Consider the following 16,411-nt stretch of genomic DNA (forward strand, 5'->3'; position numbering starts at 1 on the left):
ACGGCGCGACTCCTTTTAAACCGACGCGAGGAAGTTCCGGATCAGGTCGTGGCCGGCCGCGGTCAACACGCTTTCGGGGTGGAACTGCACCGCCTCGATCGGGTGGTCGCGGTGCCGGATCCCCATCACGATCTCCTCGCCCTCGTGGTCCGTGGTGGCGGTTATCTCGAAGGCGTCCGGGACCTCGGTGGCGGCCAGCGAGTGGTAGCGACCGGCGCGGAACCCACGATCGAGCCCGGCGAACACCCCCTTACCGTCGTGGTCGACGGGGAACGCCTTGCCGTGGATCGGCTCCGGCGCGTGGCCGACCCTCCCGCCGTACTCGTAGACGGCGGCTTCGAGGCCGAGACAGACGCCGAGCGTCGGGACCTCCGGGGAGAGGTCGCGCAACACCGACATCGTCACGCCCACGTCGCGCTCGTTCTTCGGGTGACCGGGGCCGGGGCTGATGAGGATCGCGTCCGGATCCGCGTCCCGGATCTCCGCCAGCGGCGCGGTGTTCTTGAACACCTCGACGTCGACGGCTTCGCCGTCGAGCGGCTGGTCGGAGACGTACTCGACGAGGTTGTACGTGAACGAGTCGAAGTTGTCGACGACGACGACCTTCATTCGTCGACCTCCGTGCCGGCTGGGAGGGGTTCGTCCGCGGCGTCGGCGGAGGCGGAGTCATCCGTATCGCCGTCTCCGTCGTCCCCGCTGCCCTCTCGGATCCGGTCGATCGCGGTCAACGCGCCGTTCATCTTCTGTTCGGTCTCCTCGTACTCGGCGGCCGGGTCGGAGTCGGCGACGAGCCCGGCGCCGGCTCGGACGGTCACCGCGGTCTCGTCCGGGTCGCTCGCGCCCGCCGGCGACTCGTCGAGCGTCGCGGTCCGGATCACGATGGCGAAGTCGGCGTCGCCGGTCCACGCGTAGTAGCCGACGCCGCCGCCGTACGCCTCCCTGGGGGTCGTCTCCAGCGCCTCGATGATCTCCATCGCGCGCACCTTCGGCGCGCCGGTGAGCGTCCCCGCGGGGAACGTCGCGCGCGTCGCGTCGAAGGCGTCCGAATCGGCCGCCAGCGTCCCCGTCACGGTCGATTCGATGTGCTGGACGTGGCTGTACTTCAACACGTTCATGAACTCCTCGACGCGGACGGAGCCCGCCTCAGAGACGCGCCGCACGTCGTTGCGCGCGAGGTCGACGAGCATCGTGTGCTCGGCGCGCTCCTTCGGGTCTGCGAGCATCTCCCCCGCCAGCCGCCGGTCCTCGACCGGGCTCGTCCCCCGGGGGCAGGTGCCCGCGATCGGGTTCGAGACGATCCGGTCGCCCCGCACCGACACCAGCGTCTCCGGGCTCGCGCCGACGATGCTGCGGTCGTCGTGGCGCAGGACGTACATGTACGGCGAGGGGTTCACCTCGCGCAGCGCCGCGTACAGCCCCAGCGAGTCGACCTCGCCGCGGAGCTCGCGGCTCCGCGAGATCACGCCCTGATAAATGTCGCCGTCGAGAACGTGCCGTTTGGCGGTTCGGACCGCCTCCTCGTACGCCTCACGGGGGTCGGCGGACTCGTCGTCCACGCGGATCCCGTCGGGCGCGGGCGGGGACGCGTCCCGGAGTTCGGCGCCGACCCGCTCCGCCTCGGCGACGAGGTCGTCGTAGACGGCCGCGGGGTCGTCGTCGACGCCGACGACGGGGGTGAAGACGAGGTCGACGGTCCCCTCCTTGTCGTCGAAGACGACGGTCCGGGTCGTCAGCGCGAACTCGGCGTCCGGGAACTCGGTCTCGGGGCGCTCGACGCCGACTTCCTCCAACCAGAGGTCGTAGACCGCCTCGTACGCGAGGAAGCCGACGAAGCCGCCCGAGAGGATCTGCCGGTCGGTGTCCGGGAAGCCGCGCAGGCTCACGTCCGGGAACGCCGCGCGGATCCGGTCGATCGCGTCGCCGGCGTCGGGGCCGAGATCGGGCGCGGCGCCTCCCGTTCCGCCGTCCGCGCCCTCCCCGACGAACTCCGCCGCGGGGCCGAGCCGGGTCACGTCGGTCCGGTCGGGATGGACCGAGACGATCGCCTCGGGGTCGTAGCCGACGAACGAGTAGCGGGCGTGTTTGTCGGCGTCGCCGTCGGCGGTGAACGCCCCGTCGGGGTCGCTGGAGGCGACCTTCTCGCCGGACTCCAGGAGGAATCCGTACGGCCCCTCGCCGACCAGCGTCGCGTACGCCGCCAGCGGGGTCACGTCGGCGTCGAGCGACGCGGACGCGCGGACCACGACCGGCTTCTCGGCGTCGGCAGCGAGGTCGACGAACTCGGCCTTCGAGCGGTCGAGCGAGGGCGCCGGATCGGTCATGCTAGCTCCATCTCCCGGCCGGCGTTCGCCACGAAGCGGGCCACCGCGTTGTGGTCCTTCCGCCCGTCGGTGAGTTCGACGCCCGAGGCCACGTCGACCGCGAACGGATCGGCGGCGCGAACCGCTTCGGCGACGGTGTCGGCCGTGAGCCCGCCGGCGAGGACCACCGGCGAGGTGAGCCGGTCGGCGAGGTCGCCGGTCCGCTCCCAGTCGTGGGTCTCGCCGGTTCCGCCGGCGCCCGACTCGTCGGTCGAGTCGATCACGAGCGCGTCGGCGACCCGATCGAACTCCTCGGCGCGCGCCGGGTCGTCGGCGTCGACCGCGAGCAGCACCTTCCGCTCCGTCTCCGCGCGGATGTACCGGATCTCGTCAGGGGTCCACTCGCCGTGGAGCTGGACGGCGTCCGGGGTGGCCGTCCGCAGGAGTTCGACCGCGCGCTCGGCCGACTCGGGCATCGTGACGAGCGTCGCGGTGACGAACGGCGGCACGTCCGCGAGCAGCTCCGCCGCCGTCGCCGGGTCGACCTCGCGGGGGGAGTCGACCGGGACTTCGGTGATAACGCCGACCGCGTCGGCGCCGGCGTCGACCGCGGCGCGGAGGTCGGCCCCCTGCGTCAGCCCGCAGATCTTCACCCGCGCCATCAGTCGTCGTCCTCCGGGCCCGCTGTGGTCGAGGCGGGTGCGGAGTCGAGGGACGCCGCTTCGTCGTCGCCGCAAAGCGCCGAGAACTTCGCCGCGGCCGCGCCGGAGTCGATCGCCTCGGCCGCGCGCTCGACGCCCGCCGCGAGCGTGTCGGCCTCGCCGGCGACGTAGATCGCCGCGCCCGCGTTCGCCAGAATGAGCTCGCGTTTGGGGCCGGTGACGGAGCCGTCGACGATCCCGCGGAGGTCGGCCGCGTTCTCCTCGGGCGTCCCGCCCGCGACGTCCTCGATCGGGGCGCGGTCGAGGCCGAGGTCCTCCTCCGGAGCGATCGTGAACTCGGTCACCTCGTCGCCGACGACCTCGGCGGCGACCGTCTCGTCGTGGATCCCGATCTCGTCCATCCCGGCGCCGTGAACGACGAGAGCGCGCTCGACCGACATGTGCGCGAGCGATCGGGCGATCGTGGGGACCAGATCCGGGTCGTACACGCCGAGAACCTGCGCGTCGGCGCCGGCGGGGTTCGTGAGCGGGCCGAGCACGTTGAAGATCGTCCGCATCCCGACCTCCTTGCGCGGGCCGATGACGGCCTTCATGGCCGGGTGGAAGACGGGCGCGAGCATGAACCCGATCCCGTCCTGCTCGATCGCCTCCTCGACCGCCGGCGGCTCGGCCTCCACGTCGGCGCCCGCGACCTCCAGCACGTCGGCGCTCCCGGAGGAGGAGGACACCGAGTAGTTACCGTGCTTGGCGATCGGGACGCCGGCGCCCGCCGCGACGATCGCGGCCGTCGTCGAGACGTTGATGGTGTCGTGGTCGTCGCCGCCGGTCCCGCAGGTGTCGACGAGGGGCTCGCGGTCGGGCTCGATCGTGCGCGCGGCGTCGCGCATCCCCTGCGCGAAGCCGGCGATCTCGGCCTCCGTCTCCCCCTTCGCGCGGAGCCCGGCGAGCAGGGCGCCGATCTGCGCCTCCGTGGCCTCCTCGAAGACGAGCCGCGCGGCCTCGCGCGCCTCGTCGACCGTCAGATCCGCCCCGTCCGTCACGCGTTCGACCGTGTCGTTGATATTCATTGTGTACACCGATGTCGTGTTTCGCGTTGTGATGTACAAGTATGTACATCGGTATAACGCTGTCGCCCGGGCGAGAACCGATAGCACTCGACGAGGAGGGCGGGAGCGGGGAGAGGAGGAGAGAAAGAGAGAAGCGGAGCAGAGAGGAAGCGGAGCAGAGGGGAAGCGGAGCAGAGGGGAAGCGGAAGGGAGGGGAGTGGAGGAGGAGGGGCCGCGGGACCGGATCAGTCGTCGGCGACCGCGGGCTCGGGAGCGGCCGGCCGCTCCGGCTCGGTCGCGGGCGGCTCGGAGAGCGGCTGCCACTCCATGTCTCGCTCGTACTCGAACGCGCGGTGGTCCTGCGTGGGGTCGACAACCGTCAGCGAGAGCCAGTCGTTGTCCAGCAGTCGGGTGACCTCCTCCTGGTCGGCCAGGGCGTCGGTGACCTGTTCGACCGGCGCGTGGACCACCGTCGAGAGGCGGAGCGGCTGGTGGTACGGGTCGTCGTCGGCAGCCATCAGCGACTGGAGGGGGAGCCCGGTCATCAGGTCGCCGCCGTTGCCCTGGTAGACGCCGACGTTGCCGACGGGGTTCTGGGTCACCTTCGATCCGCTACCGTAGACCGCGTTATCGACCGTCGAGAAGTAGTACTGGGCGTTGATCCACTGGGTGACGACCATCGGTCCCGCGAAGATCGCTCCGAGCGCGTCGCCGTCGGGGTCGGTCGACCAGTCGTACGAGTGGAGGAAGGCGCGACCGTCGAGGTCGAGGTCGCTCGTCAGCTCTCGGGGGCCGACGACGAAGCCGGCGTTGCCCGCCAGTCCCCACTCGGGACGCGTCTCGGCCCAGTCGGCGGCGCGGCGTTCGGCGTCGTCGACGCCCTCCGACGCGTCGCCGCCCATCGACTCGACGCGCTCGGCGGCCGCGTTCCCGCGGGCCTCGTCGAGGTCCGCGCGCAGCCGGTCGAGGTCGTCCGCGTGGCTCTCGGGCACCTCGCCGTAGAGCTCGATCTCGTCGGTCGTCGTGTTGTGCTCGCCGGCGATGAAGACGGTGTCATCGGGCAGGTCGAAGCCGCGCTCGCGCAGCGCCGCCTTCACGTCGGGATCGGCGCAGATCGCCGCCAGCACGCGGGCGTTCGGCCCGCCGGGGTTGCCGGCGCACGCGCCGCAGTCCAGGCTCGAGTCGTAGGGGTTGTTCGTCGTCTCGCTCGCGTGGCCGACGAAGGCGACGAGCCGACCGAACTCCGTCCACCCCATCAGCTCGAAGGCGGTCGCGGCGTATTCGACCTTCTCCTCGTGGGTCAGCCCCACCGGGAGCCCGTCGGCGTGGGTGTGCTGGTGTTGGACGATCTGGTCGCAGAACTCGTGTGCGTCGGGCACCGCGTCGTCGGCGGTGTCTAACAGGTCGCGGACGCGACCGGGAACGAGCGTGCGAGCCGCGAGCGCCAGTCCGTAGCCGCTCCCGGCGTTCTCGACGAAGCCGAAGGCGCTTGCGGGGTTCGTCTTCAGCTTCTTGACGACTCCGCCCGCGACCTCGCGGACGCTCGACAACCGGTCGTGACGTTCCTGGGTGTCCCGGTCGGTCGGAACCTCGCTGACGCGGTGCTGCGCGTCGAGGATGGGCGGGCAGGCGTCGACCGGTACCTCGGCGTCGTACCCCTGATACTCCATCGGGACGCCGAAGAAGCCGGCGTAACCGTGGGTGTCGTATTCGCCGGTGGCCTCGATGTGACGCCGGATCACCTCCGAGCGGGTGTCGATACAGAAGACCAGCTGCGCGTCGGGGCGCTCGGACGAGCCGCTCTCGCCCCGCTCCCGGCTCTCGCTGGCCACGTGTTCGACGACCTCGGACCGGTAGCTCGCCTCCCACGCGCTCAGGAACGCCTCGGCGATCTCGTCGGTCGGATCGGAGCCGGGCGTGTCGGGACCGGTAGACGGCTCGATGTCGACGTCGAACCCGTCGCAGAGCGCGAGTCGGACCGCGAGGTACTCCGCGAGCGTGATCGGGTGGGCCGACTGCCACGCCCCCTCGTCGCCCGCGCGCTGCTTGATGAGGCCTGTCCATCCCGGGAGCGCCGCCAGCTGCTCCTCGAAGACCGGCACCCACTGGCCCTCCGGGTACGGTTCCAAGACGGCCTCGATGGCCTCGATCGGCGTCTCGGGAAGCGACGCGACGACTCCCGAATCGGGGATCTCGTCGTCGTGCGGGGCCATCTCGCGGAAGGCGGCGTAGAACCCGTCGCCGCGGTTCGGCATCGACCACGCGGCGTGCCCTTCGTCGAGGAAGGCCGACAGCCACTTCGTCAGCACGCGGTCGACTTCCTCGGCGTCGGTGTCGGTCTCGTCGTCCGGCGTCTCCGACTCGCCGTCCGGGACCGCCGACCCGACGCCCGTGTCCACGCGTTCGAGCAGCGTCTCCGGGTCGGCGTCGTAGCCGCGGTCGGCGAGTTCCGATTCGAGCGTCTCCGGGTCGATCCGGCCGTCGTCGAGCGCCGCCCGGAACGTCTCGCGGCTCGGGTACCCGCGGCCGCCGAGCAGGTCGGCCGCCTGCGTCACCGCCTCGCCGAACGGCATGTCTTCGAACCCCGAGAGGGGATTGGCGGTCACGAACGAGTGGATCGGCCAGACCGACCCGACCGTCGCCGCCGCGTCGTCGATACCGTCTTCGATGGTCGCGTCGTCGATACCGTCTTCGATGGTGGATTCGGAACTCATTGGGCTCCTCCGTTGTCGTACTCTTCCGCGTTCGTCAGCAGGGTGTCGGGCGACGGTTGACTCGCGTTCAGGAGCGCGACGTAGAGCCGCCGGCTGCGCTCGTGGACGCCCGCCTCGATCGCGACGTACGCGGCGAGGAAGGCGACGGCCACGAGGACGTGGAGCGCGGTCAGCTCTGTCGGCGCCGTGACGACCGGGAGTCCGGTCAGGAGCGTCGAGATTCCGTTATAAACGAGCGCATACAGGGCGATGGCGGGGAGGAAGACCAGCGGAATCGCCCCGTAGCGGACCGTCGCCGGAAGCGAGGTCTGCCGGACCGCCGAGCGCGCCGCATGGAGGGTGGTAAACACCACGAACAGGGCGAGCAGGAGGCCGCCGTCGGCGCTCGTTCCCTTCCCCGTCAGCAGGACGAAGGCCGCGCCGCCCGCCAGTCCGGTCACCAGCGTCGCGGCGACGTCGACAGCGCCGGAAACGCCCGTCGCGCGCCCAGCCTTTTTGTCCGGGGCCGTCCGCTCGACCCGTGCGCCCGAACTGAGGAACTGATACGCCTTATAAAACCCGTGCAGCACGAGATGGGTGATCGCGGCCCCGAAGAAGCCGAGCCCGGCCTGCATGATCATGAACCCCATCTGTCCCACCGTCGAGCAGGCCAGCTTGCTCTTGACGTCCGCCCGGACGGATTTGAGGAGCTTCCCGAGCAGCGCGCTGGCCGCGCCGACCGCGACGATCGCGAGCATGAGGGAGCCGTCGACGGTGACGACCGGCGCGAAGCGGAGGAGCAGAACGCCGCCCGCGTTGACGAACCCGGCGTGCATCAGCGCCGACGCCGGCGTGGGGGCGGTCATCGAGGAGAGCAGCCAACCGTGGAACGGGACGAGCGCGGACTGGATCATCGCCGCGAGGACGAGCGCGACGGCGGCGACGAGCCAGACCGGACCACCGAGGCCATCGGTGGCCGCGGCGATCCCGGAGACCGTCGTCGCGCCGGTCGCCCACCAGAGCGTCGCCAGCGCGACGCCGAGGAGCCCGCTACTCGCGAGGAAGTAGCGCCGAGCGACCGTCGCGGCCGCCTGCGCCTGCTCCCACCCGCTGACGATGCCGATCAGCCTCGCCATCGCGAGCCCCATCGCCAGCCACAGGGCCCCGAACAGAGCGATGTGGTCGGCCGCGACGAGCGTCATCACGACGGTCACGAACCCGAACACGGCGAGGAAGAACCTCGTCTCGTGGGCGCTCCCCGCCATGTAGCGGCGGGAGTAGCTGTGGACGATGCCGCCGAAGAAGGCGACGACCACCCACATCAGGACGGTGAGCCCGTCGACGGCGACCACGCCTGGGATCTCGGGTGCGAAACCGAATCGGACTCGAGCGACGAAGGCCGCGAGGCTCGTCGCGAACAGCGACCACGCGAGCCACGTGAGTGCGACGGGCACGAGCGACGAGTCCGCCGTCGTGTCCGGGAGCGCTCCGACCGTCGGTTTCGAGGTGCGTCCTGCCATCGTTCAATCCGTTCGACCGCTCTCGGCGGCCGACGCGAGTCGGCGGACCGATACTGGTCGTCTCTACACCCATCTGAGAACAGATTGCCTATTAAATCTACTCGTATTCACAAAACGTTCGTAAGAATGTCGTTAAAGAACATTATAGTTATGGGGGTCGTCGCGTTCGAACCCAAAGCGGCGCTCGTCGTCCTCGGTGGCGCCTCTGTAGGGACTCGCCCTCCCCGGCCTCCCCGGTCGACCCGGAACTGGCGATCGTCCGGCGCGAAACACCGGGGCGCCGAACGGACCTCGTCTACGAGTCGGTCTCGGCGTCGAACTCGCCGAAGGGCGTCGTCTCGTGGCTCCGTACGAGGACCTCGTCGGCGACCGTGAGACCCATGTCGAGGAGTTCCTGCGCGACGGGTGTGATATCGTCGTCCGACTCGCCGACCGCCGTCACGAGGAGGTTCTGTTCGCCGGTGACCAGCTCTTGGACCGAGATGACGCCGTCGATCTCGAGGATCTCCGGGAGCGTGTCGCCGCGCTCGGGTATCGAAGCGGTGCAGTAGAGCAACATCCGGAGCGGATACCCCGACTTCTGGTAATCGACCTCGGCGCTGTATCCCTTGATGACTCCGTCGGACTCGAGGCGCTGGATGCGCTTGCGGACGGTGCTGTCCGACGTACCGGTTCGCTCCGCGATGTCTCCGGACGACATGTTTCGAGCGTCCTCCTGTAACGCGTACAGGATCGCTCTGTCCACGTCGTCGATCGCTTCGTCGGCCATACTGACCGTGCGTGGCATAGCCACTTTATGTTTATATATCGCGTTTAAATCCGAGATCGATGCGGCGCTGACCGGTCTATGCGGTCGACGCGGTCTACGCGACGTCGAGGGCGGCCTCCCCGTCCGCCTCAACGACGACCACCGGGACCTCGGCGTCGTCGACCACGGTGTCGGTCGTGGAGCCGAACACGAAGCGCCCGACGGTCCCCGTCGTGGGGGCGCCGACGACGACGAGGTCGTAGTACGGCGACTGCTCGACGATCGCGCCCGCGGCCGACCGGTCCTCGACGAGCCAGCGGTCGACGCGGTCGAACCCCCCGAGGCGGTCGCGAGCGGCGTCGAGCAGCCGCTCGCCGGTCGCGGCGTACTCGTCGCTTTTGCCGTCCCCTCGCGCCGGAGCGTCGGCGGGGCTCCCGGCGTCGCTCTCGTCCGTCCCCGACGGACCGTCAGCGAGCGCGGCGTCGGTGGGGACGACGTGAAAGAGCTCGAGCCACGCGTCGGTCGCGTCCGCGATCTCCCGGGCCACGTCGACGGTCGCCCCCGAGTGCGGCCCGGGGCCGACCGCGACGAGGACCGAGGAGACGCGATCCGGACGCGCCGCGCGATCGGCCCCTTCGAGCGTCGCGTCGGCCGCGGTCGGCGTCGACGCGGTCGCCTCCGCCACGGTCGATTTGACGATCGGATCGCCGATCCCGGCGTCGATTCCCGCGGTCTCGTCGCTCATGCCGCCCGAACTCGCCTCTCCGTCGATCCCCGGGTCCGCCGCTCCGCCGCCTCCGCCCCCGTTGTCGGCGTCGCTCCCGTTCATACCGTTACCGTCAGACGTGCGTCTGATAAATCCCGTTGGTCGCGAACCAGACGTGTCAGTCGCGGAAGAACTCCTCGCGCTCGAACGGCTCGTCCTCGCCCTCGACGGCGACCACGTCGAGCGCGGTGACCCCGGCACCGACGCCGAGCAGACCCGCGAGGCTCGGCTCCGTCCGTCCCTCGTCGCCGGAGATAAGCTCCTTGATGTAGAGCCCGCCCTCGCCGTGGATCTCGACGGTCGCGTGCCGGGAGCCGTCGCGCTCGGCGGTCGCCTCGTACACGTCGCGCTCGCGCGTGATGCTCGCGCGACGGTGGTCCACCCGGTTCGGGGTGTACTGCTCGACGGTCGTCCCCTCAAGCTCCTCGATCGCGGCCGCGAGCGCGTCGGCGTCGACGTCGGCGTCGAACGCCACCTGCGCGCGGTAGCGCTTCGCGGCGTCGTGTTCCTTCACGCGCTCGACCATGTCGTAGGTCGCGAGCCGGAGGCCTTCGACCTCCACGGCGCCGTCGGCGAAGGCGTTGATGTCCGACTGGAGGCGTTCGACATCGACGCGCCGGCGGCGCGGCTCCTCGACCTCGACCACGAACGGGCGGCCGGTGCCGAGCATCAGGGCGTCCACGTCCTCGCGGCCCGCGCCGTGGAACGTCGCCTCCGTGCCGTCCATCACGTCCTCGACGATCGGCGCGGTGTACTCCTCGACGCTGTCGTCGTAGAGGTAGCCGGAGCCGCCGCAGTGGTCGCAGGGGTCCGCTCCCTGTCGCCCGGAGCCCTTGCACTCACGGCAGGGCCACTCGGTCTGGGGGATGTCCCGCTCCAGCTTTCGATACCGGCCGTACACGAACGTGGAGTTCACCTTCGCGTCGATCTCGTCTTCGGCCAGATCGATCGTGAACTGCACGTCCGGGCGGTCAAAGGAGACCTCCGCCCCCGTGAGCCGGCCGAACCGCTTGCCGACCTCGCGGTTGAATTCCGATTTAAACGGCTCGCCCGCGTCGTCGTCGAGGCCGGCCTCCTCGCGGAGCAGCGCCTCGTTCTCCTCGATCAGCGGCGGGGGGCGGGTGCCGACGTTGTAGGTGGCGAACTCGACGCCCTCGACCGCCTCGGCGGCGCGCTCGGCCCACTCTTCGAACTCGGTACAGCGCCCCTCGCACACCCAGCAGTCCGCCGTGTCGACCGACTCGTGGTCCTCGTCGTCGCGGAGCGCGAGGCCGGTCCGCAGCGCCGACCCCCGCTCGGCGTTCGACAGCCCGAAGCTCCGGTCGGCGACGAGGCGGCCGAGACACGCGTCGCACACCGGTCCCGTCCCGGTCGCTCGCGCCGCGACCTCGAGTACGTCCATACGGTCCCCAGCGTCCCCCGTGGTAATTGTCTTACTACATGGCGGGGCACGCGGTGCCGGCGGTCCCCCCAGCGGCTGCCTCCCGGCTCCCTCCCGGCCGACTTAAGGCGGTCCGCGTCGTTTCGCCGGGCGTGAACGAGTCGGCCTCGCGCGAGGAGAAGCTGGAGCTCGGCGTCGAGCTGTTGGCCCACCTCGAACACGAGGAGCTGGCGCTGCCGGACGCGATCGACCGGATCGAGACGGTGACGACGAGCCCCTCGCTCACCCGCGAGATCCTCGACGCCGCCGAGAAGCGCGGTGTCATCGAGCGCGAGAACGCCCGTCTCAGGGTACGGCGCGGCGGCACGTACGTGAACTACGAGAGCCAAGTGACCCAGCGCGAGGGGGAGTTCGAGTGCCGCCGCTGCGGGACGACGATCACGACCGGCCACTTCGTGCAGCTCGACGCCGGCGAACTCGGTCCCTTCGGCTCCTCGTGCATCCGGAAGGTGACCGGCCGCGACGGTGACGACGACTCCGGAACGGAGTAGCCGTTGCGGGTGATAGAACGGTTCACACGGCTTGTTGACCGAACTCGAATCGCTCGGTACAGCTTGCTCACCGAACGACTTCGAATCCGACCGAGGGGACGAACTGTCGCTACCTATCAACCGTGCGATGAAGAAATTTCGATCACGGTCGGAGAATCGATTACGGTTGAAATCGACCGCTCGCCTGCCGCTATACCTCAGCCACCTAATTCTTCAGGGTGAGAATCGGTCGAAACCCTTCGTTATCGGGACGGAAATCCAAGTGATTAATCCCCTATGCCAGAATAGCATCTCAGATGGAGGGGCTGTTGTTTCTGGGTGTCTTCGCCTGTCTAGCGGGCATCGCAGTCATCTTTCACACCGCTGTCCGGCAGAGGAACGCTCCCGCAGTAGTCAACGCGGGTGTGTCGTTTCTGCTGGTGTTCATTCCGGTTCTCGTCGATGTCCTTGCCTACTGGTTTTACGGAATCCGAGTGGGACTTACCCCGGAACTTCCACTGTGGATTGCCGTCACCGGTCTGTTTCACTCCTACGGTATGCTCGGTCCATACGACGATATCTCTTGGTGGGACCACCTCACCCATACGCTGTCGGCGGCACTAGTGGCAGCGTTGCTATATGCTGGCGTAATAGTCGCCCTCGAGTATACGCCAGTTTCGGCCGGAAACAGTCTGATCTGGGCCACTGTCGTGTTGGTAACGCTTCTGTCCGGAGTGTTCTGGGAGCTGATCGAACTTCTCGCGCGGGATCTCGGAAGGAAGTTTGACCTCCCACCTGTACTCGATCACTATGGCCGCCGGGATACGGTCTTGGACCTGTTCTTCGACGTTGTCGGCGCGGTGCTCGTCCTCGGTACCGACCTGCGGCTGTTCGTCCCGATGGCGGAGGTATCCCCCGAGACGACGGTAGCGGCGCTAGTCGTAGTCCTCGGTGGATTGGTGGTCGGATCACTCGTTATGTCGTTAATCGTCGTCGTCGAGCAAGCCGAGTCTAAAACGGAGACATACTCTGGTAGATCTGACTGATTCGGTGTCCAATTCGAGACTCGGTCTTCTGTAGTTCCTCAGTCTTTTTCGCAGTCATAATCGGAACGATCAGTTCGCAGGCGTATGCTCACGGCTGATTCTCCGAGTGACGAGCGGAACCAAACCCTCCCGAACGGTCTCGTGACACCCGGAGCGTTGTTTATAAGCGTCGTCCGACCCCTTTCTCCTCTATGACCGACGACCTCGACACGCCGGTGCTCGATAACCACCTCCACCTCGACCCGCGTCGCGGCCGCGGGATCGACGCCGTCGAGGACTTCGTCCGGCTCGGCGGCACCCACCTCCTCGTGGTGAACAAGCCGTCGTGGCACCTCGGGGTCGAGCCCGACGAGCCGGCCGACTTCCGGCCCGTCTTCGAGGAGACGCTCGACGCGGTCGCGGCCGCGAACGACGTGCTCCCGGGGCGCGCGTGGCCCGTCCTCGGCGTCCACCCGGGGCTGATCAGCCGGCTCGTCGACGAGCACGGGTTCTCGCCAGAGGCCGCCCGCGACCTGATGCAGGGCGGCTTGGAGGTCGCGAGCGAGTTCGTCGCCGACGGTCGGGCGCTCGCGCTGAAGTCGGGACGCCCGCACTACGACGTGAGCGACGCGGTCTGGGACGCCTCGAACGCGGTCACTCGGCGCGCGTTCGAGTTGGGCGCCGCGCTCGACTGCGCCGTCCAACTGCACACCGAGGCCAGCGAGGACCTCACCGATCTGGCCGCCGTCGCGGAGGAGTCCGGGCTCGATCCGACGAACGTCGTGAAACACTACGCGGAGGGGCGGCTCGCGGGGCCGACCCCGAGCGTGATGAGCGAGAAGGACCGGCTGGAGCGCGCGGCGGCGGCCGGCGAGCCGTTCCTGATGGAGACCGACTTCGTCGACGACCCCGAGAAGCCGGGGATGGTGCTCGGCCCGAAGACGGTCCCGCGCCGCGTCCGCTGGCTGCTGGAGGAGGGGTACGACGACGCGGTCCACGTCGCTCACGTCGAGACTCCCCGCGCCGTGTACGGGATCGACACCGAGGCGACGCTAGATCGAGACGCCTGAACCGCGACGCCCGAATCCCGCCGTCGGGCGGGTGAGACGCCCTCTCTCGCGACGATCGATAGGAAAGGCATTTGAGTAGTCCGGGCGACGTACCGCACATGACCGACGACGACGCCGTTGAAACGTTCTATACCGACGAACGCTGGCAGAACTGGCTCGACCGGCTGGAAGAAGAGGAGTTGGACCCCGAGAACGAGGACTCCGCGCGGCTCCTGTTGAACCTCCAGGACGACGCCGCGATCGCGGTCGTGAAGGTGCTCGCGGCGCTCGACGACGGGCGCATCGACGAGGACCGCGCGGTCGAGGAGATCCGCACCGTCCGCGACATCGTGCTCGCCGACGTGGAGTTCGACGACGAGGACAAGGTCATGCTGATCGACGGCGTCCAGACCTCGCTCGTCCCCGTCTTCTACGCGGCCGAGGAGTACGTCGTCGGCGGCGTCGTCGAGGGCGACGTGAGCGAGTTCGTGCGCGCGGCCGCCGACGCGGAGGCCGAGGACGACCTCGACGCCGCGCTCGGCTACGTCGTGCAGGCCGGCACCCGGGTCATCGACGGCGAGGAACTCGACATCGACCTCGTCGAGGACCTGGAGTACGGGCTCGTCTCCGAGTGGGTCAACGGGCTCGACTCGCTGCAGTCGGCCATCGAGGACCCGGAAGTCGTCGAGGAAGAGGACTGAGCGCGGCGGTCGGTTCGATCTCGCTTCTCTCGTTTCGTTCGTTCCCGGGAGCCGTCGGGCCATCGACCGGCCGCGGCGACGGATCGGGCCCGTCCGAGATGAACTGTTTTGAACTCGCGCGACGTTAGCGTCGTATGGCGTTCCCCGCGGCTGAAACGGCGATCGTACTGCTCGCCGTCTGGACGGCCAGCTCGTTCGTCCCGTTCGTGCCGAGCGGCGTCCTCGCGGCGCTGACCGTCGTCGGATACGCGTACACCACCGGCTTCACCGAGCCGGGCCTCGCCGTCCTGATCGCGCTCGTTCTCGTCTCGCTCCTGGCCTCCGCGGCGGAGCTGTTGGCGGGGACGCTCTCCGGGAGACTCGGTGGCGCATCGTCGCGAAGCGTCGTCGGCGGCGCGCTGGTGGGCATCGCGTTGCTGTTCGTGATGGGACCGATCGGCCTCGTCGTCGGGGTGGGCGGAACCGTCTTTCTCGGTAGCCTCTACGAGAACAGCGCCGAGCCGCGCGTCGCCGTCCGGCAGTCGGTCTACGCGGTGATCGGCGTCTTCGCCGGCCCGTTCGTACAGGCGGTCATACTGGCCGGCGTCACCGTCGGATTCGCGATTTCGATCTTATAAACACCGTCGATCGCTATCGGGACGCCGGCGAGAAACGGTGTCCGCGGGATTCCGATCCGTTACGCCGCCACGGCGAACAGCAGCAGGTTGTGGGCCGCGGGGCCGAGCCCGACGGCGGCCACGAACCCGAGGAGGAGGTAGCCCTCGGCGGGCGTCTCTCGGACGTACTCCGCGAAGAGCCAGACGACGGCGCTCGCGACCGCGAGCTTCACGAGCAGGAACACCCACCCCTCGCCGAGCACTGGGACCGGCGGGATCCAGCCGAACTCCAGCAGGACCCGCGAGACCGGCGTGCGCTCGCCGAAGCCGAGGTGGGTCGTCCCCACCGCGGTCGAGACGCCGTCGAGCGCGTGGCCGAACACCGCCAGGGCGCCGACGCCGCCGGTGATTCCGGTCTCGGGTCGGAGCCGCGTCAGACCGACCCAGGCGGCGCCCGCGATCGGGACCGCGAGCGCGAGCGCGAGCGTCGACCAGCGCGCGCCCGCCGGCGAGAGTCCGGTCGAGACCGCGACCGCGACGACCGGGGCGAGGAGGAGCGCGCCGCTCGCGGCGAGGGCGGCCGCCACCCGGTCCGGGCCGACGGCGTCGGCGACGAGCCACGCCGCGCCCGCCAGCGACCCGACCGTGAGGTAGACGGTCGGCGAGCCGGCAAGGGGGGAGAGGAGGGGCGGGAGCGCGTCGACGACGTAGAGGACGTGGGCCGCCGAGCCGAGCGCCATCCACGGGGCGAGCGCGAGCACGCGGCGACCGGTGACCCGCGGGCGACGTTGCCGGAGCGCGGCGACGACTCCGGCGGTCGCGAGTAGGACGACGACGAGGTAGGGCGCGGGCGGGAGGGTCGTACCCGCCGGGAGGAAGGGGAGACCGCCGGCCATTAGACGGACAGCACGGGCTGGCTGGCGTACAGGAGGACGTACTCGGCGGCCTTCCCGAGCACCTCGCCGGGGTCGCCGGAGACGGGCTCGCGCGGGACGACGATGAAGTCCGACTCGATCTCCTCGGCGGTGTCGAGGACGACGCTGCCGGGGTGGACCGTCTTCACCGTCGTGGAGAAGCCGTAGGCGATGGAGTTGCTGTGGGGGACGCCCGCCGCCTCCGCGCGCCGCGCCACGGAGTCGGTGAACGCCTCGGTGTCGTCGGCCACGTCGCTCTCGTCGACCACGCCGTGATCGATGGCGCGGACCACGTCCTCGTCGAGCACGTACAGGGCGTGGACGCTCGCGTCGTACTCGGCGGCGACGGCGATCGCGTAGTCGACCGCCTCGTGGGACTCCTCGCTGCCGTCCACCGAGACGAGGACGAGGTCGATGTCGAGATCGGTCATACGCGAGTCGTCGGCGGGGGAGGGCAAAAAGCCCGCCCTCTGCGGTCGG

General features: G+C 69.5%; 16 protein-coding genes. 5 read left to right on the forward strand and 11 right to left on the reverse strand.

All coding sequences use genetic code 11. From position 1 onward, the window contains the following. Positions 1 to 15 precede the first annotated feature (15 nt). From trpG to FGL94_RS07255, 9 genes are all read right to left on the reverse strand, one after another. Positions 16 to 609 carry an anthranilate synthase component II gene (gene trpG / locus FGL94_RS07215; protein ID WP_144922732.1) on the reverse strand — a complete coding sequence of 198 codons (594 nt, stop codon included), beginning with the start codon at positions 607 to 609 and terminating at the stop codon, positions 16 to 18. Next, positions 606 to 2,321, reverse strand: coding sequence for an anthranilate synthase component I (gene trpE / locus FGL94_RS07220; RefSeq protein WP_144922735.1), 1,716 nt, complete (start codon positions 2,319 to 2,321; stop codon positions 606 to 608). Before trpE ends, trpG begins: the two co-directional genes overlap by 4 nt. Beyond that, positions 2,318 to 2,962 (reverse strand): phosphoribosylanthranilate isomerase, encoded by a 645-nt coding sequence (locus FGL94_RS07225; RefSeq protein ID WP_144922738.1) that lies wholly within the window; start codon positions 2,960 to 2,962, stop codon positions 2,318 to 2,320. The genes trpE and FGL94_RS07225 overlap by 4 nt, the downstream gene beginning before the upstream one ends. Next, positions 2,962 to 4,029, reverse strand: coding sequence for an anthranilate phosphoribosyltransferase (gene trpD / locus FGL94_RS07230; RefSeq protein WP_144922741.1), 1,068 nt, complete (start codon positions 4,027 to 4,029; stop codon positions 2,962 to 2,964). The genes FGL94_RS07225 and trpD overlap by 1 nt, the downstream gene beginning before the upstream one ends. Positions 4,030 to 4,253: 224 nt before the next feature. Then, positions 4,254 to 6,722, reverse strand: coding sequence for a DUF2309 domain-containing protein (locus FGL94_RS07235; RefSeq protein ID WP_144922744.1), 2,469 nt, complete (start codon positions 6,720 to 6,722; stop codon positions 4,254 to 4,256). After that, positions 6,719 to 8,221, reverse strand: coding sequence for a proton-conducting transporter transmembrane domain-containing protein (locus FGL94_RS07240; protein WP_144922747.1), 1,503 nt, complete (start codon positions 8,219 to 8,221; stop codon positions 6,719 to 6,721). The genes FGL94_RS07235 and FGL94_RS07240 overlap by 4 nt, the downstream gene beginning before the upstream one ends. A gap of 295 nt (positions 8,222 to 8,516) precedes the next feature. Further along, positions 8,517 to 8,990, reverse strand: coding sequence for an Lrp/AsnC family transcriptional regulator (locus FGL94_RS07245; protein ID WP_144922751.1), 474 nt, complete (start codon positions 8,988 to 8,990; stop codon positions 8,517 to 8,519). A 94-nt stretch (positions 8,991 to 9,084) separates the two neighbouring features. Next, complete coding sequence (locus tag FGL94_RS07250; RefSeq protein ID WP_144922754.1) at positions 9,085 to 9,798, reverse strand: universal stress protein; 714 nt, start codon at positions 9,796 to 9,798, stop codon at positions 9,085 to 9,087. Positions 9,799 to 9,853: 55 nt separating this feature from the next. Next, the gene (locus tag FGL94_RS07255) at positions 9,854 to 11,137 is read right to left on the reverse strand and encodes a tRNA pseudouridine(54/55) synthase Pus10 (RefSeq protein WP_144922757.1); all 1,284 of its coding nucleotides are present in this window, start codon (positions 11,135 to 11,137) and stop codon (positions 9,854 to 9,856) included. A 131-nt stretch (positions 11,138 to 11,268) separates the two neighbouring features. Here FGL94_RS07255 and FGL94_RS07260 point away from each other — a divergent pair, with 131 nt between their 5' ends. The 5 genes from FGL94_RS07260 to FGL94_RS07280 all read left to right on the forward strand — a co-directional run bounded on the left by FGL94_RS07260 (position 11,269) and on the right by FGL94_RS07280 (position 15,038). Then, positions 11,269 to 11,667 carry a DUF5830 family protein gene (locus tag FGL94_RS07260; protein ID WP_144922760.1) on the forward strand — a complete coding sequence of 133 codons (399 nt, stop codon included), beginning with the start codon at positions 11,269 to 11,271 and terminating at the stop codon, positions 11,665 to 11,667. A 296-nt stretch (positions 11,668 to 11,963) separates the two neighbouring features. Further along, positions 11,964 to 12,692 carry a hypothetical protein gene (locus tag FGL94_RS07265; RefSeq protein WP_144922763.1) on the forward strand — a complete coding sequence of 243 codons (729 nt, stop codon included), beginning with the start codon at positions 11,964 to 11,966 and terminating at the stop codon, positions 12,690 to 12,692. A 191-nt stretch (positions 12,693 to 12,883) separates the two neighbouring features. Further along, complete coding sequence (locus FGL94_RS07270; protein ID WP_144922765.1) at positions 12,884 to 13,741, forward strand: TatD family hydrolase; 858 nt, start codon at positions 12,884 to 12,886, stop codon at positions 13,739 to 13,741. Positions 13,742 to 13,839: 98 nt separating this feature from the next. Further along, positions 13,840 to 14,421: a DUF2150 family protein gene (locus FGL94_RS07275; RefSeq protein ID WP_144922768.1), complete on the forward strand. Its 582-nt coding sequence runs from the start codon at positions 13,840 to 13,842 to the stop codon at positions 14,419 to 14,421. Between the two features lie 134 nt (positions 14,422 to 14,555). Continuing rightward, the gene (locus FGL94_RS07280; protein ID WP_144922771.1) at positions 14,556 to 15,038 is read left to right on the forward strand and encodes a DUF456 domain-containing protein; all 483 of its coding nucleotides are present in this window, start codon (positions 14,556 to 14,558) and stop codon (positions 15,036 to 15,038) included. Positions 15,039 to 15,097: 59 nt separating this feature from the next. On the opposite strand, the gene FGL94_RS07285 is transcribed toward FGL94_RS07280, so the two are convergent. Then, positions 15,098 to 15,913, reverse strand: a complete 816-nt coding sequence (locus FGL94_RS07285; RefSeq protein WP_144922774.1) for a DUF63 family protein — start codon at positions 15,911 to 15,913, stop codon at positions 15,098 to 15,100. Then, positions 15,913 to 16,362 (reverse strand): universal stress protein, encoded by a 450-nt coding sequence (locus FGL94_RS07290; RefSeq protein ID WP_144922776.1) that lies wholly within the window; start codon positions 16,360 to 16,362, stop codon positions 15,913 to 15,915. Before FGL94_RS07290 ends, FGL94_RS07285 begins: the two co-directional genes overlap by 1 nt. Positions 16,363 to 16,411 lie beyond the last annotated feature (49 nt).

This window comes from Halorubrum salsamenti, from assembly GCF_007671685.1.
GTDB lineage: Archaea > Halobacteriota > Halobacteria > Halobacteriales > Haloferacaceae > Halorubrum > Halorubrum salsamenti.